Source organism: Streptomyces sp. NPDC058619 (assembly GCF_042717785.1).
Lineage (GTDB): Bacteria > Actinomycetota > Actinomycetes > Streptomycetales > Streptomycetaceae > Streptomyces.
In genome coordinates this window covers 58,701-83,638 of sequence record NZ_JBHXQN010000030.1, presented here as the reverse complement: position 1 = coordinate 83,638, position 24,938 = coordinate 58,701, and the positions used below count along the sequence as shown (strand labels likewise).

Below are 24,938 nucleotides of genomic sequence, written 5' to 3'. Positions count from 1 at the left end.
GGCGCCTGCCCCGACCTGGAGGACCGCGCGAAGATCGCCGAACTCCTCCAGCCGGAGCGGATCGGCGTCCACCTCTCCGAGGAGTTCCAGCTCCACCCCGAGCAGTCCACCGACGCCATCGTCATCCACCACCCCGAGGCCAAGTACTTCAACGCACGCTGAACCCCGCGATCCGGAAAGGAGCCCGACATGCCGGCAGCCGTGGCCGTCACCGCCGAACGCCCCCGCACGTCCGCCCCCGCCACCCTCGGCGTCCGCGAGCTGCTGGCCCAGGGCCGGCAGACCTTCTCCTTCGAATTCTTCCCCCCCAAGACCGACGCCGGCGAACGCACCCTGTGGGCGGCCATCCGCCGCATCGAACCGCTCGCCCCCTCCTTCGTCTCCGTCACCTACGGCGCCGGCGGCTCCTCCCGCGACCGCACCGTCGAGGTCACCAAGCGCATCGCCGCGGAGACCACCCTGCGCCCCGTCGCGCACCTGACCGCCGTCGGACACTCGATCACCGAACTGCGCCACATCATCGGCCAGTACGCCGACGCGGGCATCCGCGACGTCCTCGCCCTGCGCGGCGACCCGCCCGGCGACCCCAAGGGGGAGTGGACGGCCCACCCCGAAGGCCTCACCCACGCCCACGAACTCGTCACCCTCATACGGCGGCTCGGCGACTTCACGGTGGGCGTGGCGGCCTTCCCCGAACGCCACCCCCGCTCACCCTCCTGGAGCCAGGACATCCACCACTTCGCCGCCAAGTGCCGGGCCGGCGCCGACTACGCCATCACCCAGATGTTCTTCCACGCCGAGGACTACCTGCGCCTGCGCGACCGGCTCGCCTCCGTGGGCTGCCTGACCCCGGTCATCCCCGAGATCATGCCCGCCACCGACTTCCGCCAGATCCGCCGCTTCGCCGAACTCAGCGACGCCCGCTTCCCCGACGCGCTCGCCCGACGGCTCGAAGCGGCCCAGGACAACCCCGCCGAAGGCCACCGCATCGGCGTCGCCTACGCGACCGCCATGTCCGAACGCCTCCTCGCCGAGGGCGCACCCGGCCTGCACTACATCACCCTCAACAAGTCCACCGCGACTCTAGAGATCCATCAGAACCTGAACGTCAGCCCGAACCCAGCCACCACCATCACGGAGTAGATCCCATGGACTTCAAGGTCGCCGACCTCTCGCTCGCGGACTTCGGCCGCAAGGAGATCACCCTGGCCGAGCACGAGATGCCGGGTCTGATGTCGATCCGCGCCGAGTACGCGGCCGCCCGGCCCCTGGCCGGCGCCCGGATCACCGGCTCCCTGCACATGACCGTGCAGACGGCCGTGCTCATCGAGACCCTCGTCGCCCTCGGCGCCGACGTCCGCTGGGTGTCGTGCAACATCTACTCGACCCAGGACCACGCGGCCGCCGCCGTCGCGGTCGGCCCGAACGGCACCCAGGACGACCCGCAGGGCGTCCCCGTCTTCGCCTGGAAGGGCGAGACGCTGGAGGAGTACTGGTGGTGCACCGAGCAGGCGCTGACCTGGCCCGGCCACACCGGCCCCAACATGATCCTCGACGACGGCGGCGACGCCACCCTCCTGGTCCACAAGGGCGTCGAGTACCAGAAGGCCGGCGCCGTTCCGGACCCCTCCACCGCCGACAACGAGGAAATGGCCCTCGTCCTGGCCCTGTTGGGCAAGACCGGCATCGACTGGACGGCCCTGGCCGCCGAGATCCGCGGCGTGACCGAGGAGACCACCACCGGTGTCCACCGCCTGTACGAGATGATGGCCGAGGGCACCCTGCTCTTCCCGGCGATCAACGTGAACGACGCCGTGACGAAGTCGAAGTTCGACAACAAGTACGGCTGCCGCCACTCCCTGATCGACGGCATCAACCGCGCCACCGACGTCCTCATCGGCGGCAAGACCGCCGTCGTCTTCGGCTACGGCGACGTCGGCAAGGGCTGTGCGGAGTCGCTGCGCGGCCAGGGCGCCCGCGTCATCGTCACCGAGATCGACCCGATCTGCGCGCTCCAGGCGGCCATGGACGGCTACCAGGTCGCCACCCTCGACGACGTCGTCGAAAGCGCCGACATCTTCATCACCACCACGGGCAACAAGGACATCATCATGGCCTCCGACATGGCCAGGATGAAGCACCAGGCGATCGTCGGAAACATCGGCCACTTCGACAACGAGATCGACATGGCCGGCCTCGCCAAGATCGACGGCATCGTCAAGGACGAGGTCAAGCCCCAGGTCCACACCTGGAAGTTCCCCGACGGCAAGGTCCTCATCGTGCTCTCCGAGGGCCGCCTGCTGAACCTCGGCAACGCGACCGGCCACCCCTCCTTCGTCATGTCGAACTCCTTCGCCGACCAGACCCTGGCCCAGATCGAGATCTTCACCAAGCCCTCCGAGTACCCCACCGGCGTCTACGTGCTGCCCAAGCACCTCGACGAGAAGGTCGCCCGCCTCCACCTCGACGCCCTCGGCGTCAGGCTCACCACCCTGCGCCCGGAGCAGGCCGCGTACATCGGCGTCGACGTCGACGGCCCGTACAAGCCGGACCACTACCGCTACTGACCGGCCCGCCCCGGCCCACGGGCCGAACACACCACGCCACCGGCTCTCGACCTTCCCTCGAGAGCCGGTGGAACCCCGTGGCCGGGCATCCCGGGGAGTGTCACGATCGGATGTCCGAGCCGAGGGCGAGCAGTACTCCCACCACCGCAGACGAGGATGTCCCATGAACCCCAACCCGGCCGGTAGCCCCCCGCACCACCCTGCCGGCGGCCCGAGCCCCTACACGGCCCCTCCGGGCTACCACGCCCAGCACCAGCCCCAGCCGCCCGCACCGGCGGCCGCCGCACCGCGCGGCAGGGCGGCCACCGCGCTCCTCCTGGTCTCCACGGTCCTCGTGGGCCTGATGGCGGGCCTCTTCTTCGCCTTCGACGTCTCGGTCATGCCGGGTCTGGCGGCGGGCGACGAACGCACCTACGTCACCGCGATGCAGGCCTTCAACAAGGCCATCGACGGCAACGGCCTCTTCGGCATGGCGTTCGTCATCGCCCTGCTGGCCTCCGCCGCCTCGGCGGTCGTCGAGTTCCGCAAGGGGCGCCGCGGCGTGGCGATCTGGGTCGCGGCGGCCGCCGTGGCCTACCTCGTCGTCCTGATGATCACCTTCTCCGTGAACATCCCCCTCAACAACGAGCTCGCGGACGCCGGCGACGCCGCGAAGATGACGGACTTCTCCGTCGTCGACAAGTTCAAGGGCACCTGGGTCTCCACCAACATCGTCCGCACCCTGCTGTGCACGGTGGCCCTCACCGCCCTGTCCCGCGCCCTGATCCTGTACGGGCGCGCCACCCGCTGACCCACCCCGACGGCCCCGCCGGGTCCCGAGCCCCCCGCGTGCCACCACGAAGTCCCCCGGCCCACCCGACCGGGGGACTTCGTGGTGGCACGCACACCGCACACCGCACGCACACCGCACGCACCGCGGGGGCGGCCCGGCCGCCGCTCAGCCCGCCCGGCCGTGCAGGACCAGGGCCCACGCCAGGAACCCGACCGCCGCCGTGCACAGCAGGGTCCGCCACACGTTGGCACGCGCCCAGGGCCCCTCGAAGGCACGCCGCACGGCGGCCGGATCACCGATCCGGGCGACCGGGCCGGCCTTCTCCAGCGCGTTGTTCAGGGGGATGTTCACCTTGTTGGTGACACCCATCGACACGACGTAGCAGACCAGCGCCGCGATCAGCGGCGGCAGCACCTCGCGCCCGTCGGACGGGATGTGCAGGGCCAGCGCCAGAGCGGTGAACAGGAACGCGCCGATGTAGCCCAGGACGAACCACCCGTTGAGGATGGCCACGTTGATGCGCTGCATCACCTCGATCACCGTACGGTCGTCGGTGCGCTTCAGGCCGGGCATCACGGAGACGGAGAAGCCGTAGAACAGGCCGCTCACCAGTCCCATCGAGACGGTCGCGGCGATGAGCGAGGCAAGGCGTGCGGTCTCCATCGGGTGTCCCCCTGCTCGTCCGTCCGCGGAGTATCTCGGTCATCGATTCTTCGGGAACGGGTCATCAAATCGTCAAGTCAGGGCGACTATACGGGCGGTAGCGCTCCGGCGGCCGGTCCATTCGAGCGATCCTCCACCACCTCTTGAGCCCCGCGCACCCCCACCCCCGCGCCCACTCCCGCGCCCGGCCACCCCCCGCACACCCGCAGGTCCGGCCGCAGCGGGTTCCGCAGGTGGTCCGGGGCGCTTCAGGCGGCACGGGCGAACAGGCGGCGCGGACCGCCGCGGGCGGGCCCGCGGCCTAGCCTGGACCGGCAGCACCGTCCGGCAGGGGCCGGCGGCCGCGTACGGAAGGAACCCCATGGCCCGCATCACCCTCGTCCGGGGAGACATCACCGCCGAGCGGGCGGACGCGCTGGTCAACGCCGCGAACTCCTCCCTGCTCGGCGGCGGGGGAGTGGACGGGGCCATCCACCGCCGCGGCGGCCCGGAGATCCTGGAGGCCTGCCGCGCGCTGCGCGCCTCCCACTACGGCAAGGGCCTGCCGACCGGCCGGGCCGTCGCCACCACGGCGGGCCGCCTCCCCGCCCGGTGGGTGATCCACACGGTGGGGCCGGTCTGGTCCCGCGAGGAGGACCGCAGCGACCTGCTGGCCTCCTGCTACCGGGAGTCCCTGCGCGTCGCCGCCGAACTGGGCGCCCGTACGGTCGCCTTCCCCGCCGTGTCCACCGGCATCTACGGCTGGCCCATGGACGACGGGGCCCGCATCGCGGTCGAAACGGCGCGCGCCGCCGCGGCCGCGCCGGTGGAGGAGGTCCGCTTCGTGCTCTTCGACGCGGCGGCCCACGCGGCCTTCGCCGAGGCCCTGCGACGCGGCTAGGGCGTACGCGCCACAGGACGCCGGAGGCTCAGGGCGCCGTGGAGCCGCTCGCGCGGACGATGCCGTCGAGCTCGGTGTCGATCCACTCCCGGTCGGCCCCGCGCGCCAGGGCGGGGGCGACGGCGTTCTCCACGACCGCCCAGCCCTTGCCGCCGTCGGGGGAGGTGACCTCGACCAGCCGGTGGTCGAGGTGGCCGGTGATCATCACCGCCATCAGGGACAGGTACTCGCGCTGCAGCTCGGGAGCGAGCTCGCCCTCCCCGGGCAGCTCCAGCACGGCCTGGTGGCCGTCCCCCAACAGCCTGCAGGTGGTCTCCACCGCGCGGATGAGCAGCGCGAAACGCTCACCGCTCAGACGCGCCCGCAGGACCTCCAGGTAGGGGCCCAGGACATCGGGCCCCTCGCCGTCCCCCGGATCCGCCGGATGGCTCTCGGTCATGTCCCACCCCTCCCGTACGGCCGTGTCCCACCGCAGTCTAGGCAGCCTCCGCCACTCCCAGGGCGGTCTTCGGCCATGCGCCCCGATCCCCGCCCCGGCCGCCGCGGGGCCCCAGGGACAGGAGGGGCCGGCGACACGCGTGCGCCCCCCCCGCGGTCCCCACGCGCACGCCCGCCGGCGCCGAATATGCCATCCACACATTCGAAGCGAATGCACTTTCGGTATTTTCGGGATGAATTAAGTATCATTCCTCGCCTCGCGTTGACAGTCCGCTGCGCTCTGAGAGTTAATTACTTCGCAGGTGGCCGGATGTGGTCGCGTGTCGGCGGGATCTGGTCGCTCCACGACCACATCCTTCCGGCGACGTCAGCGTGTCGCCGTGGCGATGCCGCAGCAGAGAGGTGTTTCAGGGGCGGGACGATCACGATTGTAGATTGAGCGGGTATTGACGAATCAGATTCTTTTATGGGGGGATCAATGACCCGTCTCGACTCTTTCTCCGTTCCCGATTTCCACCTTCCGTTCGGGAACTCCAAGCACCCCCAGGCCGCGCGGGCCAACGCCGAAGCCACGTCCTGGGTGGTGCGCCACGAACTCGTCACCGACGCCGTGGAGCAGTTCGCCGGCATCGGCTTCGGCCACCTCGCGGGCCGCGTGAGCGGTGAAGTCCCCTATGAGACCGTCGTGTTGCTCGCCGAATGGATGGCCTGGTCGTTCGTCCTCGACGACCAGCACGACCACCTCATCCGCACGGGGGAGGTCGCGGCCTGGCGCCCCGTCGCCGCCGCGATCACCGAGCACCTCAGGACGGGGCGGATCACCGGCACGGCAGCGCACGGCAACCCGCTGGTGAGCGGGTTCACCGACCTGTGCGACCGCATCCTGGACGGGATGGGCACGCTGACCGCGGCCCGCTACCGGGCCCACGTCCCCCTCATGCTCGGCTCCCTGGACCAGGAGGCGGGCAACCGCGGGGCGTCCGGCGGCGCCGGCCGGCCGGCGGTCCAGGACTACGTCCTCATGCGCCGCCACAGCTCCCAACTGCTCCCGATGATGGACATGGTGGAGGCCGGCCTCGGCCTGGAGGTGCCGCAGCACATCCACGACCTCCCCGACTACCAGGCGCTCATCGCCAGCGCCGTCGACATCATCTCCTGGGGCAACGACGTGTTCTCCCTGCCGAAGGAGCACGCCTGCGGCGACAACAACAACCTCGTCGCCCTCATCTCCGCCTGGGAGAGGTGCTCGCTCGCCGACGCGGTCCGCGCCGTCGAGGGCCGCATCCAGACCCGCATCGAGGAATATCTGGCCGGAGAACGACGCCTGTTCGAGGCCCTGGACGCCCACGGGGGGACGGAACCGTCGGTCCGCGCCGCCGTCACCCGCTGCGTGCGCAGTTACGAAGACTGGATGATCGGCGCGGATCTGTGGCAGCGTTACGAGTGCACGCGGTACAGCGACGAACGGTTCGCGGCCGGGCTGGAGTCTGCGTACACCCGCCCGGACCTGGTCTCCGTGGCATGACAGGGAGTCCGACCATGGCGCACCCGCAGCAGCCCGGCCCGGTGGTCCAAGCCCCCGTGGCCCCGGGGCGGTTACCGCTCCTGGGCCACGTACTGCACCTGTGGCGAGAGCCGATCGCGTTCCTGGAGTCCCTGCGGGACCACGGCGGGATCATACGGCTCGACATCGGCACCTGGCCCGTCCACGTCCTCACCAGCCCCGACCACGTCCACACCGTACTGGTCCAGCAGGCCCAGAAGTTCGGCCGCGGCAGGGTCTTCGACCGGCTGCGCCCGATGTTCGGCAACGGCCTCGTCACCACCGACGGCGACTTCCACCGCAAACAGCGCCGGATGATCCAGCCGGCCTTCCACCGCAACCACATCGCCGAGTACGCCGAGGTGATGGGCCGCCAGGCGGAGGCGATGTCCGCCTCGTGGACGGCGGGCCGGGAGGTCTCGATGGTCACCGAGACCCGCCGGTACGCGCTCTCCTCGGTCGCCGAGATGATCTTCTCGGGGGACCTGAGCCGCCCCGCCGTCGACGAGGTGCACCGCTCGCTGCCCGTCGTCCTGGAGGGCATGCTCGTCCGCGCCGTCATGCCCAAGTCCCTGGACCGGCTGCCCATCCCGCTCAACCGGCGGTTCGACGCCGCCGCCGCCCGCCTGCGCGCGATCATCGACCAGGTGATCGCCCAGTACCGCGCCGAAGGACAGGACCGCGGCGACCTGCTGTCCCTGCTGCTGTCCAGCACCGACCCGGAGACCGGCGCGACGATGAGCGCCGAACAGGTGCGGGACGAGGTGATCGCCATCATGTTCGCCGGCACGGAGACCTCGGCGACCACCCTCGCCTGGATCTTCCACGAACTCGGCCGTCACCCCGAGGTGGAGAAGCGCCTGCACGACGAGGTCGACGCGGTGGTGGGCGAGGGCCCGGTCCGCCCCGCCGACCTCTGCCGGCTGACGTACACCAACAACGTCTTCCAGGAGGCGCTGCGCCTGCACTCGCCGCTGCTGTTCACCCGGCGGTCCCTGGTCCCCCTCACCCTGGGCGGGGTCTCCATCCCCGCCGGGGCCGAACTGGGCTACAGCCCCTACGCGTTGCACCACGACCCCGCGCTCTTCCCCGACCCGACCGTCTTCGACCCGGACCGCTGGCAGGAGGACGGCGGCGACCGGCCGCGCGACCACCGGTACGTCCCGTTCGGGGCGGGCCAGCACAAGTGCATAGGCGACTCGTTCGCGGTGGCCGAGATCCTCACCGCGGTGGCGAGCGTCGCCACCCGCTGGCGGCTGGCCCCCGCCCCGGGCGTCACGGTGCGCGAGGTCCCCGCCGGCATACCGCAGCCCAGCGAGCTGCCCATGATTCCCATCGCGCGACGCTGACGGAATCCGACCGATCGCGTTCTTTACCGGTGCGATTCCCGCCAATTCTTCAACACAACAGCGCAATGAAGTGGGCCGAGGGTACAGGATTGTCCCCGTACGAGTGGCGAGATACCGCATTAATAACTTTTAAGACGCATCATCTCGCTCCCGCGCCGTACACTCGGCCGCACGCGCAGGAGGGGGCAAGAATGTCACATGTCACGGAACCCGGAGGAGAGGCTTCCCATCCCCTCCTCGAACGGGAAGCCGAGATCCTGGCCATCCACCGCGCGGTGGACGACCTCTACGGCACCTCCGCCCGCGGCCCGGCCACCCGCCGCGGGGGAGTGCTGACCTTCGCGGGATCACCCGGCATCGGCAAGACCACCCTGCTCGCCGAAGCCCGCCGGCACGCCGCCGCACGCGGCTGCACCGTCCTGTCCGCCCGCGGCGGCGAACAGGAACGCCAGGTCCCCTTTCACGTGATGCGCCAGCTCATCCAGCCGACGTTCGCCGCCATGAGCGAGGACGAACGCCGCGACGTCCTCGGCACCTGGCACAGCATCGTCGCCCCCGCGCTCGGCCTCACCGCCGCCCCCAAAGGCCCCACCGCACCCGACCCGCAAGGCGTCCGCGACGGCCTGGACTGGGTCGTCACGCACTTAACCGTCCGCAGCGCACCCGTCGTCCTGGTCATCGACGACGCCCACTGGGCGGACGCCGAATCCCTGGCCTGGCTCACCGCCTTCGCCGCCCGCGCCGAAGAACTCGCCATGCTCATCATGGTGGCCTGCAGGCCGGACGAGATCCCCGCCGACGCCGCCTCCCTGCGCGCCCTCATGGGACGCCAGGGCACCCGCCCCCACGAACTCGCCTCCCTCACCACGAGCGGGGTGGCGCGCATCGTCCGCGACACCCTCGGCGAGAGCGCCGACGACGTGTTCTGCCGCGAATGCTGGGCGATCACCGGCGGAAACCCCTTCGAGGTCGTCGAGCTGGTCATGAAGGGCCGCGACCGCGGACTGAAGCCGTTCCAGGACAACATCCCCCAGCTCCGCGACCTGGCCTCCGCCGTCAAGGGCAGCGGACTCATCGACCGCATCGAACAGCTCGGACCCTCCACCGTCCGCCTCGCCTGGGCCGCCGCCGTCCTGGGCACCGCCGTCCCCGTCAGCATCGTCGGAAACGTCGCCGCCCTCGGCGAGGCCCAAGCCGCCCAGGCCATCGAACAGCTCCGCACCGCCCGCATCCTGACCGTCCTCACCAGCCTGCGCCGCAAGGAAGTCGTCGACTTCTTCCACCCCCTCATCGCCACCGCCGTCTACCGCTCCATCCCGCCCGGCGTCCGCGTCGCCATGCACGGCATGGCCGCCCAGGCCCTGGTCGACGACGGCCACGGCGCCGGCGCGGCCGCCCGCCACCTCCTGGAGATGCACCCCGAAGGCGACCCCTGGGTGGTCCAGCAGCTGCGCCAGGCCGCCCGCGACAGCTTCTCCGCGGGCGCCCCCGACGCCGCCCGCCGCTACCTGGCCCGCGCCCTGCGCGAACCGCCCGAGATCGAGGACCGGGCCGAGGTCCTCTTCGAACTCGGCTCCGCCAACCTCCTGCACGACCCCCTCACCACCATCAACCAGCTCAGGACCGCACTGGAGGAGCCCAAGACCGAGCAGAACCTGCGCGAGGCGATCACCTACCGCCTCGCACAGGCCCTCGGCCACACCGGCCAGCTGGAACAGGCCGCCGCCCTCCTCGCCGAGGAGGCCCGGCGCGCCACCAGCTCCCGCACCCGGCTGCGCATGCAGGCCGAGCAGTTCAAATGGAACTCGGTCCGCGTCGACGAGGAGAACTCGCCCGCCCGCTCCCGGCTCCTGGCCCAGTTCGCCAAACGGCTCACCGGCCGCGGCGTCGCCGAACGCCACATCCTGGGCCTGCGGGCCTGGGACGCCGCCCTGCGCGGCGAATCCGCCGCCACCGCACTGGAGTACGCCGAACAGGCCCTGGACGGCGGCATGAGCTGGACCGACCAGGACTTCGGCTTCGAGGTGCCCGCCGTCGTGGCCCTCACCCTCATGTACTGCGACCAGCCGGGCCGCGCCGAGGAACTCTTCAACAGCGCCATCGTCGACTTCGAGTCGAAGGGCTGGCGCGGCGCACACCTCTCCTTCGTCTACACCCTCCTCGGCTACGTCCGCTACCGCCGCGGACGCCTCGCCGAAGCCGAGGACTTCGTCCGCAACGGCCTGCAGATCGCCGACCGCATCGGCCAGGACATCCCCGCCCAGTGGTACGCGATCGGCACCCTCATCGAGACCCTCCTCGCCCGCGGCAACGTCACCGAGGCCAAGAAGGTCGCCCGCACCTACAAACTCGCCGACGGCTTCCCCAAAGCCGTCGTCTACCCCGACCCCCAGGCCGTCTGGGGCAAATTCCTCCTGGCCCAGGGCCGCATCGACGAGGCGGAACAGCACCTCACCGAAGCCGGCAGACGCCTCGACCTCCGCGGCACCCGCAACCCCTCCTGGAGCCCCTGGCAACTCGACCTCGCCCTCGCCCAGGTGACCCACGACCCCGAGCAGGCACGCGCCACGGCCACCGAAGCCGTCGCACGCGCCCGCGCGTTCGGAGCGTCCAGCACCATCGGGCACGCCCTGCGCGTCGCGGCGACCGCCACCGACCCCGCCCGGGCTGCCGTCCTGCTCCAGGAAGCGGTGGACCGCCTCGAACAGTCCCCGGCCGCCTGCGAACTCGCCCACGCACTCGTCGACCACGGCATCGCCCTGCACACCATGGGCGACCCGCACCAGGCCGCCCAACAGCTCTACCGGGGCATGGAGACCGCCTCCGCCTGCGGCGCCGACGCACTCGCCGACCGCGCCCGCGCCCAGCTCGCCTCGGCCGGACTGCGCCCGCGCCGCCTGTACACCTCCGAACAGGACACCCTGACGGTCGCGGAGAACGTGGCGGCCCGCCACGCCGCCCGCGGCCTCGACAACACGGCGATCGCCAAGGAGATGTACACCGACGCCCACACCGTCTCGGAGCTGCTGTCCGCGGTCTTCACCAAGCTGGGCACCGACCGCCCCGGCCTGCGCCGGGCCCTGGAGGACTGACCGCCCGCTCCCGGGCCGGGCGGCGGCACCCGCCGCCCGGGAGCAGGCCGTTCAGGGCCGCCCGGCCGCCGCGAACGCCCCGCCGGCGCCGAACACCAGGGCGGCGAACCGCTCGCCGATGCGGCGGTGCGCCGCCGCGTCCGGGTGGAGCCCGTCGGGCAGCGGCAGTTCCGCGAAGTCCGCCTCCCCGTACAGCGCACGCCCGTCCAGGTAGTACAGGTTCGGGTCGCCGGCCGCCCGCTGCCCCACCAGGCGGGCCAGTTCCTCCCGGATGACGTTCAAGGTCAGCTTCCCCGCCGCCCGCTCCGCCGGGTCACCCGCGGCCAGGAACCGGATCCTGCCCTCCGCGAGGCCGCCGAAGTCCGGGACGCTGGGCCCCGGGGTGTCCTCGTGGACCGGACACAGCACCGGCGACACGACCAGTAGCGGAACCTCGGGATGGCCCTCGCGGACGGTGTCCAGGAAGCCGTGCACCGCCGGTCCGAACGCCCGCAGCCGCATCAGGTCGGTGTTCACCAGGTTGATGCCGATCTTCACGCTGACCAGGTCCGCGGCGGTGTCGCGCAGGGCCCGCGCGGTGAACGGATCGAGCAGGGCACTGCCGCCCAGCCCCAGGTTGGTCAGCTCCACCCCGCCCAGGGACGCCGCCAGCGCCGGCCAGGTCGAGGCGGGACCCGCGGCGTCCGAGCCGTGGCTGATCGAGCTGCCGTGGTGCAGCCACCTCGTACGGCCCCCCGGCGCCACGAGCTCGACGGGCGCGTCGGTGCGCAGCGCGACCAGCCGGGTGACCTCGTTGTACGGCAGCCAGACCTCGACCTCCTTGACCCGGTCCGCGAGGCCGGAGAACCGGACGGTGCCGGCCGGCCCGGACCGGGTCCGCACCGACCCGGTGGTCAGGTCCACCGTCAGGACGTCCCCGCCGCCCACCCCGGCCCGTCCGGCCGGCCGGCCGTCCACGAGCAGGTCGTACACCCCCTCGGGCCGCGGCGGGGCGCCCGCGTACTGCGTCACGGTGCGGTGCGCGTCCACCTCGACGGCGGTGGCCCGGGTACGGAACACCAGCCGTACGCCGGAGGGCTGGGACTCCGCCATGGCCAGCTGCCCGTCGGCGCACTGCGCGCGGGCCCGCGCGGGCAGCCGGTGCGGCAGCACCCCGCGCCCGGTGTGCTCCAGTTCCAGGGCGCCGCGCAGCAGACCCGCGGTGATCGGCGTGGTGGTCCACTGCGCGGACCGGGCCGGCACGCGGGACTCGGGAAGATCGTCGGAACGCTCGCTCATGCCCGCATTGTGCTGGCCCGGCGCCCGGCCGGCCCAACGCTTTCCGGGCGCCGCCCGCGGTCCCGGACCGGCCCCCGCACCGGGGCGCCGTCCACGGGCCGCGGCACGGGACAGGGCCCGGCGGGATGGGGGGGGGTATCCGGCCGGGCCCTGGTCTCGGGCGGGGGGAGCCGGCGCTGCTGCGCCGGGGCTCGTACCCGCACCCACATGTTCGCCCCACGAGGCGGTGCGGTGCCAGCCGGGGCGTGGCATTCGGCCTACCGCCTACCGCCCGCCCGCACCGGCGGAGCCCCCGGGTGCCTCCCGGCGCGGCCGCCGGCCGCACGCACCCGCGGGAGCGGCGCCGCCGGGAGCTACGCGGACTGCGGCGGGACGGGGCCGGCGTCCGGGGCTGCCGGGGCGGCGGCCACCCGGGTGTAGTAGACGGAACGGCCCTGCTTGGAACGTTCCAGCAGACCGCGGGCCACACCCTGCTCCAGGGTGTTGCGGATGATGGTCGGCTGGACCTTGCGCCCGGGGTGCGCGGCGCCGACGGCGTCGGCCACCTCACCGACCGACTTGGGCTCCGACTCCCCGGCGATGGCCGCCGTGACGAGGTCGAGCCAGGACGGGCCGCCCGCGTCCTTCTTCACCGCGTCCTTCACCGCGGCCTCCTTCTTCACGGCCTCCTTCTTCACCGCGCCGCCGCCCGCGCTCCCGCCCGCGGCCTTGCGCGTGCGCGCCGGCTTCACGGCCGCCGCGCCCTTCGGCTCCGCCGCCTTCCCCGCACCCCGGGGCGCCCTGCGCGCGGACGGCACCGCGGCACGCTTCGCACCGCGCTTCGCGGCCGGCGCGGACGCGGACTTCACCGAGACGCCCAGGGCGTCCTGCATCTTCAGGAGGACCTTCTCGCTGTCCTCCAGCTGCGCCAGCTCCTCCTGCAGCCGCAGCAGTTCGGCCCGTGCCTGCTCCTGGGCCGCCTGGTTCCCCGCCAGGTCCCCGGAGATCTGCTGGGCGTATCCGTCTTCGACGCGCGTGGCGTTGGTCGCTGAACTCATGTGTTCCTCGTCGTCTTTCGTAAGGGAGAAGCGTGACGCGATGGTACGCACCACACCTGCCCGTGACACGGGATCGCGCACACGGTGCACCGCGGAACACCCTCCGCGTCCAGCCACTATGCCCCGTTGACCGCACACCCACGCACCCCGCACACCTCCCACCGCGAACACACCCCCACCCCACCCCACCCGACCCGCCCCCGCACCCGACGGCCCGAACGGCCAAACCCACTGCCGCACACGGAGGTTGGACACCACCCCCGGCAGAAACCTTCAACCAGCGCCCCACATCCGCCCCTCCGGATCCGCTGAGAGGAAAACCGCCCGAAACCCACCACCAGATGGTTACGGTCTGTGCCCATGAAGTTCCTGCACACCTCGGACTGGCACCTGGGCCGCCGGTTCCACGAGGCGGACCTGATCGACGCCCAGCGCGCCTTCCTCACCCACGTACACGACACCGCCCGCGACCACCGCGTCGACGCGATCCTCGTCGCGGGAGACATCTACGACCGCGCCATCCCCAGCCTGGACGCCGTACGCCTCTTCGACGAAGCCCTCAACCACTTCGCCGACCTCCACCTCCCGATCATCATGATCAGCGGCAACCACGACTCGGCCCACCGCCTCGGAGTCGGCTCACGCCTCCTCGCCCGCGCCGGCGTCCACCTGCGCACCGACCCCGCCACCGCCTGCACCACCCCGGTCCTCCTGGACGACGCCCACGGCACCGTCGCCGTCTACGGCCTGCCCTACCTGGAACCGGCCCTCACCCACGACGCGCTCCAGGCCGACAAGAGCCACCAGGGCGTCCTGGCCGCCGCACTGGACCGCGTCCGCGCCGACCTGGCCACCTACCCGGACGGAACCCGCTCCGTCGTCCTCGCCCACGCCTTCGTCGCCGGCGCCCAACCCTGCCTCAGCGAACGCGACATCACCGTCGGCGGCATCGACCACGTCACCACGGACACCTTCCGGGGCATCGACTACACCGCCCTCGGCCACCTCCACGGCGCCCAGAGCCCCGGCGAACGCATCCACTACAGCGGTTCGCCCCTGGCCTACTCCTTCTCCGAGACCGACCACACCAAGACCCTCACCGTGGCCGACCTCGCCCACGACGCCACCCTCACCCTCACCCGGATCCCCACCCCCGTACCCCGCCCCCTCGCCCGCCTGCAGGGCACCCTCCACGACCTGCTGACCAACCCCGCCCACGACCACCTCACCCGGTCCTGGCTCCAGGTCACCCTCACCGACCCGGCCCTGCCCTACGAACCCATGGCACAACTGCGCCGCCGCTTCCCCCACACCATGCACCTCCTGCACCAGCGCCCCGACACCCCCGACCAGGCGGACCGCCCCACCTACACCCAGCGCCTCCAGGGCCGCACCGACCTCCAGATCGCCTGCGACTTCGTGAAGAAGGTCCGCGGCACCGGCCCCACCCCCGCCGAGCAGGACCTGCTGACCCGGGCCGTCGAAGCCTCCCGCATCCGCTCCACGCAAGAGGAGACCGTCCAGTGCGCCTGCACCAGCTGACCCTGCAAGCCTTCGGCCCCTTCGCCGGCACCCACACCGTCGACTTCGAAACCCTCTGCGCCGACGGCCTCTTCCTCCTCCACGGAGACACCGGCGCCGGCAAGAGCACCGTCTTCGCCGCCATCTGCTTCGCCCTCTACGGCAAACCCCCCGGCAACCGGGACCTGCTGCTGCGCAGCGACCACGCCCCCGCCCACCTGCTCACCCAGGTGACCCTGGAAGCCACCCTCTCCGGCCGCCGCCTGGAGATCACCCGCACACCCCAGCAGACCAAACCCAAAGCCCGCAGCGCCGGCACCACCACCCGCAGCGCCCAGACCACACTGCGCGAATGGAAGGAGGGCGACACCCCCGGGCAGGGCCGCTGGGAGGCCTCCAGCACATCCCACCAGGAAGCCGGCGACATCATCCTGTCGCTGCTCGGCATGAGCCGCGACCAGTTCTGCCAGGTCGTCCTCCTGCCCCAGAACGAGTTCACCCAGTTCCTGCGGGCCAAGGCCCCCGAACGCAGGGAACTCCTCGGCAGGCTCTTCCACACCGGCCGGTTCACCGACATCGACCGCTGGCTCCAGGACCGCAGCAGGGAGGCCGCCCACGCCCTCACCGCAGCCCGCACCGAGACCACCGGCCTCATCGAACGCATCCACCAGGCCGCCGGCACCCTCGACCACACCGGCGCGGCCCCCGCCGCCGACGACCCGCACAGCCTGACCGGACCCGCCCGGGCCTGGGCCGCGGCCCTGGCCGCCGCCGCGGCGGCACACCTTAAGGAGACCACCCGCCACACCACCGCCGCCGCCGCAGATCTGGCCACCCGGCAGGCCCTCGAAGTCACCACCCGCACCCTCCACCAGCAGCAGCACGAACACCGCGAAGCCCGCGCCCACCTCGACCTCCTCCTGCGGGACCGACCCCGCCGCGAGGAACTCACCACCCGCCTCGAAGACGCCCGCCGCGCCGCCCGACTCGCCACCGCCCTCCACACCGCACACACCGCCCACACCGCCCACGACCGCGCCGCCCGCGCCGAAGCCGACGCCCGCGCCGCCCTCACCCCCGCCCACGCCACGGCCCCCGCCGACCAACTCGCCTCGACCGACCGGCAGCTGCGCGCCGAAGCCGCCCGCGCCGAAGCCCTCCTGCCGGACGAGGACACCGTCCGCAAGCTCACCACCGACCTCGACCACCTCGACGCCGAACGCGTCGAACGCGCCGCCGAACAACGCGAGGCCCGCACCTGGCTCACCGGTGAACCCGACCGCCGCGCCGCCCTGACCACCCGCATGGACACCGCCCGCCACGCCGAAACCGCGGCCCGGCAGCACCAGAGCGCCCTGGAGGACGTCCGCAGGCGCGCGGACGCCGCAGCCCAGCGCGACGCCCGCCTCGCCGAAGCCGCCGCGGCCGAGGAGCTCCTCACCGCCGCCGGCGAGACCACCGCCGCCGCCGCGGCCGCCTACATCGCCGTCCGGCGCCGCCGCACCGACGGCATGGCCGCCGAACTCGCCGCCGGCCTCACCGAGAACACCCCCTGCCCCGTCTGCGGATCCTGCGTCCACCCCGCACCCGCCGCCCCCCACCCGGGCCAGCCGGGCCGCGCCGAAGAGGAGGAGGCCGACGCCCGCCACCTCAAGGCCCAGCACGAGGAACAGGCCGTCGGCGACACCCTGCGCGAAGCCCGCGAGCGGGCCGCGGCCGCCGCCGGCGAGGCGGGCGACACCCCCCTGGCCGACCTGCGCACCGCGATCCGCACCCTCGACGAACAACGCGCCCGGGCCCTGGAACACGCCGGCGACCTCGGCACGGCAACCGAGGAACTCGCCGCCCTGGACCGCACCCGCGCCGACATGCTCCACCAGGACTCCCGGGCCGGGATGCGGCTGTCCGCACTCGACGCCCAGTACGACCACGCCGCCGTACGGCTGAAGGAACTCGACACCCGCCTGGACGCGACCCGCGCCGGCGCCCCCTCGATAGCCGCCCGCATCACCGAACTCGCCCGCCTCACCGGCCTGCTCGCCACCGCGGCCGACGCCGCCGCCGACGCCGCCCGCACCCTCGCCGAACGCGACGGGCACACCGCCCGGGCCGCCTCCGCCGCCCGCGACCAGGGATTCCCCACCCTCCGGGACGCCGAACAGGCGCTCCTGGACGAGGACGCCCTGCGCGCCGTCGAGGAGGAGATCGAGCAGTGGAACCGGCAGCACGCCGTACACACCGCCGCCCTCGGCAAACCCGGCCTCGCCGAGGCCGCCGCCCAGGCACCCGCCGACCTCGAAGCCGCCGTCGCCCTGCGCGAGACGGCCGCCGACCACCACGCCCGCACCGTCGCCGACGAGGCGGGCGCCCGCACCCGCCACGCGGACCTCACCACCCTGTCCGCGGCACTCGACACCCTCGTCCGGCGCCTGGAACCCCTCCAGAGCTCCTACGAGACGGTGCACCACCTCCAGGAACTCATCCACGGCACCTCACCCGGCAACAACGACCGCATGGAACTGGAGGCGTACGTCCTGGCCGCACGCCTCGAACAGGTGGTCGCCGCGGCCAACACCCGCCTCCAGCGCATGTCCGAGCACCGCTACACCCTCGCCCACAGCGACCACCGCACCGCCCGCGGCGGCCGCTCCGGCCTCGGCCTGAAGATCACCGACGCCTGGACCGGCCGCGACCGCGACACCGACACCCTCTCCGGCGGGGAGTCCTTCTTCGCCTCCCTGGCCCTCGCCCTCGGACTCGCGGACGTCGTCACCCACGAAGCGGGCGGCCGGGCCCTGGACACCCTCTTCATCGACGAGGGCTTCGGCACCCTCGACGAGAACACCCTCCACCAAGTCCTCGACGTCCTGGACTCGCTGCGCGCCCACGACCGCACCATCGGGCTGATCAGCCACGTCCCCGAACTCCGCCGCCGCATCACCAGCCAGCTCCACGTCGGCAAATCCGCCGCCGGCTCCACCCTGGCCCTCGCGACCCGGGCCGCCGAATAGCCCCCGCCCCCCACGGCACCGCCCGGCCGGCCCCGCCTCCCCTCCCGCACCGAACGGACGTGACGATTCGCTGATCGACGTGATCGTGGTCGGCGGCGGCCGACCGGCCTGATGCCGGCCTGCGAACTCGGCTGCACGGCGTACGCGTGGTCGTGCTGGAACGGCTGACCGAGCCGACCGGGCAGGTCCGCGGCCGCGGCCTGCACGCGCGCAGCGTCGAGACCATGGACCAGCGCGGCCTGCTCGGACGGTTCCGCGCGGCCGGCGACACCTTCCGCACCGGCGCCTTCCTCGGCGGCGCCGCGAAGCCGTGGCCGGAGCGGCTGGCACGGCCCACCCGTACGGCCTCTCCGTCCCCCAGCCGGTCACCGAGCGGCTGCTGGGCAAACGGGACCCGCGAACTCGGCGCCCCCACGCCCGGCGCCGCCGCCAGAGCCGCCCGGCGGCGGCCCCGGGACCTCCGCAGGCCGGACACCGCTCGCGCCGCCGACGCCGCCGCTCCGCCGTTCGCCGGACGTCCGAAGCCGGGGGTGCCGGATTTCCGTCCGTACGGGGTGAGACCTGCGGTTCCGGGGTGACGTGAGGCGGTGCCGGATCGTTTCAGCCGATGTGAACGAGAGATTCCGCTTTTCTGCGGCCCGGCCCTGTCACCCGGCGACCGGGACGGCCGGCCGGCCACCCCTGCGCACCCCCGCCCCGGACCGCACCCGCCCCGGGGCGCCGTACGGGGGTACGGCATGAGTGCGCGGTCCTTCTACTGGTGCCAGGAGTGCCGCCTCCCGCTGTACGCCACCAGCTCGGGCTCGGCCCCCGGCGCACGCGACTGGGAGATCGACCACCAGGTGCCCGGCGACTGCGTCAACGGGCACCTGATGCCGCTGTCCGGCACGGCCGCCGGACCGGAGGACCTGCCCCACGCCGCACGCGTCCTGCGCCTCTTCGGCTGCTGAACCCCCGGCGCACGGCCGGGCCGGGGGAGGGGCGGGGCGCCGGGCGGCCGCGCCGGGGTGGTGATGACGGAAGGATCACGGCCCGCCACGGCGGCCGGTTGGGGTCGTTGGGCCGGGTATGGACCAGAGAACCGTTACGCCGCGGTCGGGCCTCGCCGAGCTGCCGGCGCCCCGCCGGCCGGCCTCCGAGTCGCCGATCTACGACGCCCTCGAACGGCAGTGGCTCCGGGAAGGCCGCGAAGTCCCCCGCCAGGAGGGCCCTCCCCGCGGCGGCCGGCACCGGGCCGACGCCGGGGACCTGTTCCGCCGCGCCTGACACCGCACCGACGGCCCGGCCCGGCCGCAGGCACCGTCATGCGACGGGGCCTGGCGAACGTCGCGCCCGGCAGGGGCGGACACAGGGGCAGGGGCAGGGCCGGCCGCACCGGGGCCGGAACAGACGGATCCCCAGCCGCGTGATGACGGGGGGTGCCATCGCGCGGCTGGGGCCGCTGCGGGGACCGCGCCGCTCCTCGCCGTCTCCCGCACCCCGCGTATGACCCGGCTGCCGCCGCCCAAACAGCGCGCCGCGCGCCCTACGGCCGCGGCACCAGGGTCAGGGCCGGGACGTAGCGGCGGAACCCGTTGGAGGCCAGGGCCGGGAAGTCCAGCACCCGGCGCCACTGCGCGGTGTCGGAGCCGACGCCGGGACCGGGCGCGGCGAGCGCCGCCACGAGGTCCTGCTCGCCCTCCCACTCGGCGTAGTTGAGCATGCGGGTCCCGTCCGCGGAGAGGTGGAAGTTGCCGGAGAGCATGCCGGCCGCCGGCGCCGGGTCGGTGGCCTGCGCTTCGAGGACGAGGTCGACGAACGCGCGCGCCGCGTCCGCCGCGCCCGGGTCGAAGCGGGCCTCGACGACGACCACGCAGCCGGGGGTCGCGTCCGCCGCGCCCACCGACCGGTAGGGCCGGTAGCCGTCCAGGCCCACCCGCACGATGCCCGGCACCGCCGCGTCCACCTCGGCGTTGCGGTCGTCCCGCGCGGTGCGGAAGAACTCCTCGTACGCCGCCTCCTGCGCCCACTGCGAGTAGTGGAAGAGGGTGTCGCCGTCCGTCCCGGCCAGCACCGTGTACGACAGGAGGGCCTCGGCCGGCCAGTTGCGGCTCTGCCAGGCCGCGTTGACGGCGTCCACGGCGGCCCGCTGCCGCTCGGGGGTGCCCACCCGCCACGTGCTCGCCTTGACGGCGCCGACTCCGGTGCGGGCGAAGTCGGGGCGGGTGACGGACCGGACGGCGGCGGACTTCACGATGGGTTCCCTCCCGTAGGACGCGCCCGCAGGACGGGACGACACCCCGATCCTGCGCCCTCAAGTACGGTCGAGGTCAAGGGGACCGGCCCGGCCCCCGAGGGTGAAATCGGCGCCCCGGCCGCTCCCCGGCCCCGGGCGGGGGCGTTGAACCGGACGGACAGCCGCACGCGAGAGCGCGCCCCGCCCGCCCCGCATCCGCCCCGCCACCGCCCCCGCAGGCCCTTGAGGAGAAGCCCCGTGCCCGCACAGCCCGAGCTCCCGCACCGCGCCTACGCCGAGGCCGTCGCCGCCATGGACGGGCCCGGCGGCGCGTACGAGCCGGACGAGTGGTCCGCGGAGGAGGAGGCGGGCCGCCTGGAGGCCGCATTCTCCTACCGGCGCACCGGCCCGAAGACGGTGGAGCGCGACGGCCTCCCGGTCACCATCGCCCCCGTGCTCGACACGGAGGAGTGGCCGCACGGCATGCTGCTGTTCTGGAACTCCGTCGACGGCTGGAGCTACGCCGCCCTGACCGACGAGTGGGGCGGCGCAGACTTCGCCGAGCCCCTGCCCGTGGACCGGCTGGCCTCCCCGGCCGCGCTCCGGGCCGTACTCCCGCTCCTCCTGGCCGGCGACGACCACGACCTCCCCGCCCGCGCCGAACGCTGGGAGCACCCCCGGGGCCCCGCCCTCGCCCGGCTGCTGGCAGCCGCCGACAGGGCCCGCATGCACCGCGAAGCGGACACCGACCGGGCCACCTGACCGGGGCCGTCAGCAGCGCCGGCCCCGGCACGGTACGGGCGCCGGGTGCGCGCCGGCCGTCCCGCCGCGCAGGAACAGGGCGGTGACGAAGGTGGCCGCGATCCCCGCCGCCACCCCGTACAGGGCCGTACTGACCCCGTGCGCCGTCCCGTCGCGCAGCCGCTCTCCCGTCGCGCCGTCGAGGCCGGCCGTCGCCACGAGGACCAGGACGGCGAGGCCCACCGCGGCTCCCATCCCCGAGCCGGTGGCGGCGATCCCCGAGGCGATGCCCTGCTCGCGGTCGGACACACCGGTTCCGGCGGCGATGAACATGGCCGTGAACACGATCCCGTCGCCGATGCCGAGCGCGACGAGCCCGGGCAACAGCGAGGCGTACGAGCCGTCCGGGGAGATCGCCCGGCCCAGCAGGACGGCGCCGACCGCGCCGGTGGCCAGCGCGCCGAGCAGCGTGGCCTTGAGGCCGAACCGCGTCACCAGCCGCCCGGCCGTCGCCGACGCCGCGACGACGACCGCCGTCGGGACCAGGAAGCCGGCGCCGGTCCGCAGGGCGTCGTAGCCGAGGACCTCCTGGAAGTGGATCGAGAGGAAGTACAGAACCGAGCCGAACGTCGCCATGAACATGAACGCGATGACGAAGCTCGTGACGAGGCTGTTGTTGGCGAGCAGCCGGGGCGGCACGAGCGGGTCGCCGCTGCTCCGCCCGACGAGCGCGAACACCCCCAGCAGCAGGAGACCGGCCGCCGCGCTCCCGAGGATGCCCGGCGAGAGCCAGCCCAGTTCCGGCCCCTGGACCAGTGCGAACACGACCAGCGTGACCCCGAGGGTGACGCTGAGCGCACCGGGCAGGTCGAACGTGCGTCCCCTGTCGCGCGGCGGATCCCGGGGGATCAGCGCGAACGTCAGCAACAGGGCCGGACCCGCCAGGGCGACGTTGACCAGGAACACGGCCTCCCAGCCGAACGCGTGCGTCAGCAGCCCCCCGAGGAGTACGCCGATCACCAGACCGGCCGCACCGGCACCGCCCCAGATCCCCAGCGCACGGTTGCGCAGCCGCCCTTCGGCGAACGTGACGTTGATGAGCGCCAGTGTGGTGGGGAAGACCAGCGCCCCGCCGAGCCCCTGGAACGCGCGGGCCGCGAGGAGCACTCCGGGCCCGGTGGCCAGCCCGCCCGCGAGCGCCGCCGCGGCGAAGAGGGCCAGGCCCGCGGCCAGCACCCGGCGCCGCCCGACGAGGTCCGCGGCGCGTCCGCCGAACAGCAGGAATCCGGCGGAGGCCACCGCGTAGGCGCTGATCACGGACTGCAGCGTCCGCGCGGAATAGCCCAGGTCGCGTGCGATGTCGGGCAGCGCCACGACGACGATGTACTGGTCGAGCGAGACGATCAGCATGGCGAACGACAGCAGTGCGAGCGTCGCCGCGCCACGGTTCCGGCCGAGCCCGCCGCGCGCGGACGCCCCGACAGATGCCACAGCAGCACTCCCTGGCGGAGCCTCACACGTCACTGACGGTCAGGAACCTACCACTGCGTCACAAAACGGATGAAAGTGGCGGGCCGGTCGGCGTGCTCCCCTGCCCCGCCCCGCCCCGGTGCCCGCGCGGCTCCGTTGCCGCCTACCGCCGTGGCGCCCGGCGGGCGAAGACGACCGGCGTACGCCGGCCGCCCTCCGCGTCCGGCCCGGTACGGCCGGCGACCCGCTCGAACCGGCACTTCACGGCAACCCGCAGCGAGGCCGCGTTCGCCTCGTCGACCTCGATCAGGAGCCGGTCCAGCCCCAGCTCGCCCAGGGCCCACTCCGACAGCAGCTCGCCGAGTTCCGACCCGGGCCCGGCCCCCTGACCGCGATCGCGGCCGTCTCCGCCTTCACCCTCCTCTTCGCCGACCGGGCGTTCACCGGAGCCCTGCTGACCCTGCTCCTCGGGATGATGGCCTCAACCCTCCTGCGCCACGGCCGGCCGACCGGCAGCGGCGAATGACCCCCCGCAGCCCCACCCGGAGACCCACCCGGGACCCGCGGAAAGGTTTTCGGCCCGACCGGTCACATTCCCCCGGCGCGGTCCGTCAGAGCAGTGAAGGCACCACCAAGGACCCGAGAGGAACCCGGTCATGGACACGCACACCACCCCGCAGACCGCCCCCGCCGCCCCGGCCGCCCCCGCCTCGCGGATGCCCGACCCCCAGCTCCTGGTCCCCGAGCTCGCCGACATCGGCGCGGCCCTCTACCGGGCCACCGGCAACCGCTCGGTGCCCCGCACCACCATCGGCCTCATCCAGCTGCGGGCCGGGCAGATCGTCGGCAACACCTACCTGACGATCATGCACACGACCAGCCTGCGGAAGGCCGGCGAGAGCGAGGAGCGTATCGCCGCGGTGGCCTCCTGGCGGGACGCGCCCTGCTTCACCGGGCCCGAACGGGCCGCGCTGGCCCTGCTGGAGGCCGTCATCCAGCCCTCCGCGCAGGGGGAGCGGGTCACCGACGCGCTGTACGCCGAGGTCTCCGCGCACTACGACGACAAGGCGCTCGCCACCCTCGCCCTCGCGATCGGCCAGGTCAACTTCTTCATCCCGCTGGCCGTCATCGGCAAGCCGCTCCCCGGCCGCAAGCCGACCGAACAGTGGACCTGACCCCGCCCCCGACACGGTGTGGGCCACGGGCCGGCGGTTTCGGGCCCGGCCGGTTGGTCGGGGACGGCCGGGGACAGCGTCAAACAGAGGACCGGAGGGATCGTCCTCGTACCCCACTGCGAGACAGGTGGCTGCGACGGGCCCCTGCGAGAGCTCCACGAGCCGGGCCAGGACCGCCGCCCCGGACGGAAGCGCGGCCGGATCGAGGCCGAGCGTCCGGGCCGCACGGTCGCGCCACCCGTCGAGGTCGGACAGCTCCTCCCGGTACGCCTCGGCGACCGCCCGGAGTTCCGCGGCCGTCCGTCCGGGAGCATCCCGCCACCACGGCGCCAGGAGACACAGCCGCATCAGCATCAGCTCCGGCAGTCCGACGGCGAGCAGTCCGGCTTCGCCGTGCCGGGCGGCCCGGGGCTTCTGAGCGGGGCGCGCGGGCACGCGCACCCGCCGGACGAGGTGGGGGAGGCCGCGGGAGCGCCGGACGGCCCGGGGGAGCGCGAGGAACCGCCGGACGGCCCGGGGGAGGCCGCGGGCCGGTTCAGTGGCCGGCGGAGGCCTTCACCACCGCCACCGCCGTGCCGATCGCCGCGTCGATCACACCGGCCAGCAGGGCGAACGCCGTTCCCCCGCCCATGCGCAGCCCGCCGTAGCACCCCCACGCGAACAGGGTGGCGACGTTGACGCCGGCCGCCGTGAGCAGGGCGGTCTCCAGGCCCATCGCGCCCAGGGCCGAGACGCCGATCAGGACCAGCGGTCCCACCGCGGACAGCAGCAGGGGGCTGCTGACGAAGAGCATCGCGCGCAGTTCCCGTCCCGTCGCGAAGGCCCCGTGCGTCACCCGGTGCGCCTGCTGGTCGGCGACCAACGCGGCGAGCCACAGGCCCAGCGACGCGGTCGCCACGGTCGACACGGCGCCGAGGACGTCCACGTGGCTGCCGGCGGCCAGTCCGATGACCACCGAGATCATGGTGATCGTCGCGTACAGGCGTTCCTTGAGCTGGGCCGCGGCCGCCTTCGGGTCCGCCGCGTGTTCCGTCACCCGCCTCACCGTAGGGGCCGGCCGCGCCGCGACAGCGGAACCACACCGTCCGGCCGCGGCCGCCGGATCGGCCGGGCCCGGCCGCTGCGTTGGAGCGCTCCGACCACCGGCCGACGGACCAGCGAGGAGCCGCCCGCATGAAACCCGACA

The 24,938-nt window shown here is 73.4% G+C and carries 22 protein-coding genes and 1 pseudogene; 15 read left to right on the top strand and 8 right to left on the bottom strand.

What is annotated here, in order from left to right:
• The 4 genes from ACFWTC_RS25970 to ACFWTC_RS25955 form a co-directional block, all read left to right on the top strand.
• A partial coding sequence (locus ACFWTC_RS25970; protein WP_384074661.1) for a vitamin B12 dependent-methionine synthase activation domain-containing protein occupies positions 1 to 162 on the top strand: 162 nt, incomplete at its 5' end.
• Between the two features lie 27 nt (positions 163 to 189).
• Entirely contained in the window at positions 190 to 1,143 is a 954-nt protein-coding gene (gene metF / locus ACFWTC_RS25965) for a methylenetetrahydrofolate reductase [NAD(P)H] (RefSeq protein WP_384028556.1), read from the top strand.
• Positions 1,144 to 1,148: 5 nt separating this feature from the next.
• Positions 1,149 to 2,567, top strand: a complete 1,419-nt coding sequence (ahcY, locus tag ACFWTC_RS25960) for an adenosylhomocysteinase (protein WP_384028558.1) — start codon at positions 1,149 to 1,151, stop codon at positions 2,565 to 2,567.
• A 163-nt stretch (positions 2,568 to 2,730) separates the two neighbouring features.
• On the top strand, positions 2,731 to 3,357 hold the full coding sequence (locus tag ACFWTC_RS25955) for a DUF1772 domain-containing protein (protein WP_384028560.1): 627 nt from the start codon (positions 2,731 to 2,733) through the stop codon (positions 3,355 to 3,357).
• Positions 3,358 to 3,504: 147 nt separating this feature from the next.
• Here the strand turns inward: ACFWTC_RS25955 and ACFWTC_RS25950 are convergent, their stop codons facing one another.
• Positions 3,505 to 4,002 (bottom strand): DUF1772 domain-containing protein, encoded by a 498-nt coding sequence (locus ACFWTC_RS25950; RefSeq protein ID WP_384028562.1) that lies wholly within the window; start codon positions 4,000 to 4,002, stop codon positions 3,505 to 3,507.
• Between the two features lie 361 nt (positions 4,003 to 4,363).
• On the opposite strand from ACFWTC_RS25950, the gene ACFWTC_RS25945 reads away from it, so the two are divergent.
• A complete protein-coding gene (locus ACFWTC_RS25945) occupies positions 4,364 to 4,882 on the top strand; it encodes an O-acetyl-ADP-ribose deacetylase (RefSeq protein WP_383928727.1) in 519 nt (172 codons plus the stop codon).
• A 28-nt stretch (positions 4,883 to 4,910) separates the two neighbouring features.
• On the opposite strand, the gene ACFWTC_RS25940 is transcribed toward ACFWTC_RS25945, so the two are convergent.
• Positions 4,911 to 5,321 carry a hypothetical protein gene (locus ACFWTC_RS25940; protein ID WP_383928730.1) on the bottom strand — a complete coding sequence of 137 codons (411 nt, stop codon included), beginning with the start codon at positions 5,319 to 5,321 and terminating at the stop codon, positions 4,911 to 4,913.
• Positions 5,322 to 5,798: 477 nt separating this feature from the next.
• Between ACFWTC_RS25940 and ACFWTC_RS25935 the strand changes: the two genes are divergently transcribed.
• The 3 genes from ACFWTC_RS25935 to ACFWTC_RS25925 all read left to right on the top strand — a co-directional run bounded on the left by ACFWTC_RS25935 (position 5,799) and on the right by ACFWTC_RS25925 (position 11,304).
• Entirely contained in the window at positions 5,799 to 6,845 is a 1,047-nt protein-coding gene (locus tag ACFWTC_RS25935) for a lyase (RefSeq protein ID WP_383928733.1), read from the top strand.
• Positions 6,846 to 6,859: 14 nt separating this feature from the next.
• Entirely contained in the window at positions 6,860 to 8,212 is a 1,353-nt protein-coding gene (locus ACFWTC_RS25930) for a cytochrome P450 (protein WP_384028563.1), read from the top strand.
• A 191-nt stretch (positions 8,213 to 8,403) separates the two neighbouring features.
• Positions 8,404 to 11,304: an AAA family ATPase gene (locus ACFWTC_RS25925; RefSeq protein WP_384028565.1), complete on the top strand. Its 2,901-nt coding sequence runs from the start codon at positions 8,404 to 8,406 to the stop codon at positions 11,302 to 11,304.
• 51 nt (positions 11,305 to 11,355) lie between these two features.
• Here the strand turns inward: ACFWTC_RS25925 and ACFWTC_RS25920 are convergent, their stop codons facing one another.
• The gene (locus ACFWTC_RS25920; protein ID WP_384028567.1) at positions 11,356 to 12,582 is read right to left on the bottom strand and encodes a GDSL-type esterase/lipase family protein; all 1,227 of its coding nucleotides are present in this window, start codon (positions 12,580 to 12,582) and stop codon (positions 11,356 to 11,358) included.
• Positions 12,583 to 12,935: 353 nt separating this feature from the next.
• Entirely contained in the window at positions 12,936 to 13,619 is a 684-nt protein-coding gene (locus ACFWTC_RS25915) for a hypothetical protein (protein WP_383928744.1), read from the bottom strand.
• A gap of 360 nt (positions 13,620 to 13,979) precedes the next feature.
• On the opposite strand from ACFWTC_RS25915, the gene ACFWTC_RS25910 reads away from it, so the two are divergent.
• The 5 genes and pseudogenes from ACFWTC_RS25910 (at position 13,980) to ACFWTC_RS25890 (ending at position 19,417) form a co-directional block, all read left to right on the top strand.
• Positions 13,980 to 15,161 carry an exonuclease SbcCD subunit D gene (locus ACFWTC_RS25910; protein ID WP_383928747.1) on the top strand — a complete coding sequence of 394 codons (1,182 nt, stop codon included), beginning with the start codon at positions 13,980 to 13,982 and terminating at the stop codon, positions 15,159 to 15,161.
• The gene (locus tag ACFWTC_RS25905; RefSeq protein WP_384028569.1) at positions 15,143 to 18,151 is read left to right on the top strand and encodes an AAA family ATPase; all 3,009 of its coding nucleotides are present in this window, start codon (positions 15,143 to 15,145) and stop codon (positions 18,149 to 18,151) included. The genes ACFWTC_RS25910 and ACFWTC_RS25905 overlap by 19 nt, the downstream gene beginning before the upstream one ends.
• A 70-nt stretch (positions 18,152 to 18,221) precedes the next feature.
• A pseudogene (locus tag ACFWTC_RS25900) lies at positions 18,222 to 18,542 on the top strand (FAD-dependent monooxygenase); the annotation flags it as partial.
• A 346-nt stretch (positions 18,543 to 18,888) separates the two neighbouring features.
• Positions 18,889 to 19,101, top strand: a complete 213-nt coding sequence (locus ACFWTC_RS25895; RefSeq protein WP_383928752.1) for a hypothetical protein — start codon at positions 18,889 to 18,891, stop codon at positions 19,099 to 19,101.
• Between the two features lie 118 nt (positions 19,102 to 19,219).
• Complete coding sequence (locus ACFWTC_RS25890) at positions 19,220 to 19,417, top strand: hypothetical protein (RefSeq protein WP_383928755.1); 198 nt, start codon at positions 19,220 to 19,222, stop codon at positions 19,415 to 19,417.
• A 259-nt stretch (positions 19,418 to 19,676) separates the two neighbouring features.
• Here the strand turns inward: ACFWTC_RS25890 and ACFWTC_RS25885 are convergent, their stop codons facing one another.
• Entirely contained in the window at positions 19,677 to 20,384 is a 708-nt protein-coding gene (locus ACFWTC_RS25885) for an antibiotic biosynthesis monooxygenase (RefSeq protein ID WP_384028571.1), read from the bottom strand.
• 240 nt (positions 20,385 to 20,624) lie between these two features.
• On the opposite strand from ACFWTC_RS25885, the gene ACFWTC_RS25880 reads away from it, so the two are divergent.
• Positions 20,625 to 21,128 carry a hypothetical protein gene (locus tag ACFWTC_RS25880; RefSeq protein ID WP_384028573.1) on the top strand — a complete coding sequence of 168 codons (504 nt, stop codon included), beginning with the start codon at positions 20,625 to 20,627 and terminating at the stop codon, positions 21,126 to 21,128.
• Between the two features lie 9 nt (positions 21,129 to 21,137).
• Here ACFWTC_RS25880 and ACFWTC_RS25875 read toward each other — a convergent pair whose 3' ends face one another.
• The gene (locus ACFWTC_RS25875; RefSeq protein WP_384028575.1) at positions 21,138 to 22,598 is read right to left on the bottom strand and encodes an MFS transporter; all 1,461 of its coding nucleotides are present in this window, start codon (positions 22,596 to 22,598) and stop codon (positions 21,138 to 21,140) included.
• A gap of 142 nt (positions 22,599 to 22,740) precedes the next feature.
• Positions 22,741 to 22,905: a hypothetical protein gene (locus ACFWTC_RS25870; protein ID WP_384074658.1), complete on the bottom strand. Its 165-nt coding sequence runs from the start codon at positions 22,903 to 22,905 to the stop codon at positions 22,741 to 22,743.
• A 328-nt stretch (positions 22,906 to 23,233) separates the two neighbouring features.
• On the opposite strand from ACFWTC_RS25870, the gene ACFWTC_RS25865 reads away from it, so the two are divergent.
• Positions 23,234 to 23,752 (top strand): carboxymuconolactone decarboxylase family protein, encoded by a 519-nt coding sequence (locus tag ACFWTC_RS25865; protein ID WP_383928770.1) that lies wholly within the window; start codon positions 23,234 to 23,236, stop codon positions 23,750 to 23,752.
• Between the two features lie 535 nt (positions 23,753 to 24,287).
• Here ACFWTC_RS25865 and ACFWTC_RS25860 read toward each other — a convergent pair.
• The gene (locus tag ACFWTC_RS25860; RefSeq protein WP_383928773.1) at positions 24,288 to 24,788 is read right to left on the bottom strand and encodes a hypothetical protein; all 501 of its coding nucleotides are present in this window, start codon (positions 24,786 to 24,788) and stop codon (positions 24,288 to 24,290) included.
• Between the last annotated feature and the right edge of the window lie 150 nt (positions 24,789 to 24,938).

Coding starts and splice junctions, on each gene's coding strand:
- ACFWTC_RS25910 (WP_383928747.1), top strand. CDS start 13,980: ATGAAGTTCCTGCACACCTCGGACTGGCACCTGGGCCGCCGGTTCCAC.
- ACFWTC_RS25915 (WP_383928744.1), bottom strand. CDS start 13,619: ATGAGTTCAGCGACCAACGCCACGCGCGTCGAAGACGGATACGCCCAG.
- ACFWTC_RS25950 (WP_384028562.1), bottom strand. CDS start 4,002: ATGGAGACCGCACGCCTTGCCTCGCTCATCGCCGCGACCGTCTCGATG.
- ACFWTC_RS25935 (WP_383928733.1), top strand. CDS start 5,799: ATGACCCGTCTCGACTCTTTCTCCGTTCCCGATTTCCACCTTCCGTTC.
- ACFWTC_RS25920 (WP_384028567.1), bottom strand. CDS start 12,582: ATGAGCGAGCGTTCCGACGATCTTCCCGAGTCCCGCGTGCCGGCCCGG.
- ACFWTC_RS25940 (WP_383928730.1), bottom strand. CDS start 5,321: ATGACCGAGAGCCATCCGGCGGATCCGGGGGACGGCGAGGGGCCCGAT.
- ACFWTC_RS25930 (WP_384028563.1), top strand. CDS start 6,860: ATGGCGCACCCGCAGCAGCCCGGCCCGGTGGTCCAAGCCCCCGTGGCC.
- ACFWTC_RS25895 (WP_383928752.1), top strand. CDS start 18,889: ATGAGTGCGCGGTCCTTCTACTGGTGCCAGGAGTGCCGCCTCCCGCTG.
- ACFWTC_RS25955 (WP_384028560.1), top strand. CDS start 2,731: ATGAACCCCAACCCGGCCGGTAGCCCCCCGCACCACCCTGCCGGCGGC.
- ACFWTC_RS25945 (WP_383928727.1), top strand. CDS start 4,364: ATGGCCCGCATCACCCTCGTCCGGGGAGACATCACCGCCGAGCGGGCG.
- ACFWTC_RS25890 (WP_383928755.1), top strand. CDS start 19,220: ATGGACCAGAGAACCGTTACGCCGCGGTCGGGCCTCGCCGAGCTGCCG.
- ACFWTC_RS25925 (WP_384028565.1), top strand. CDS start 8,404: ATGTCACATGTCACGGAACCCGGAGGAGAGGCTTCCCATCCCCTCCTC.
- ahcY (WP_384028558.1), top strand. CDS start 1,149: ATGGACTTCAAGGTCGCCGACCTCTCGCTCGCGGACTTCGGCCGCAAG.
- ACFWTC_RS25865 (WP_383928770.1), top strand. CDS start 23,234: ATGGACACGCACACCACCCCGCAGACCGCCCCCGCCGCCCCGGCCGCC.
- metF (WP_384028556.1), top strand. CDS start 190: ATGCCGGCAGCCGTGGCCGTCACCGCCGAACGCCCCCGCACGTCCGCC.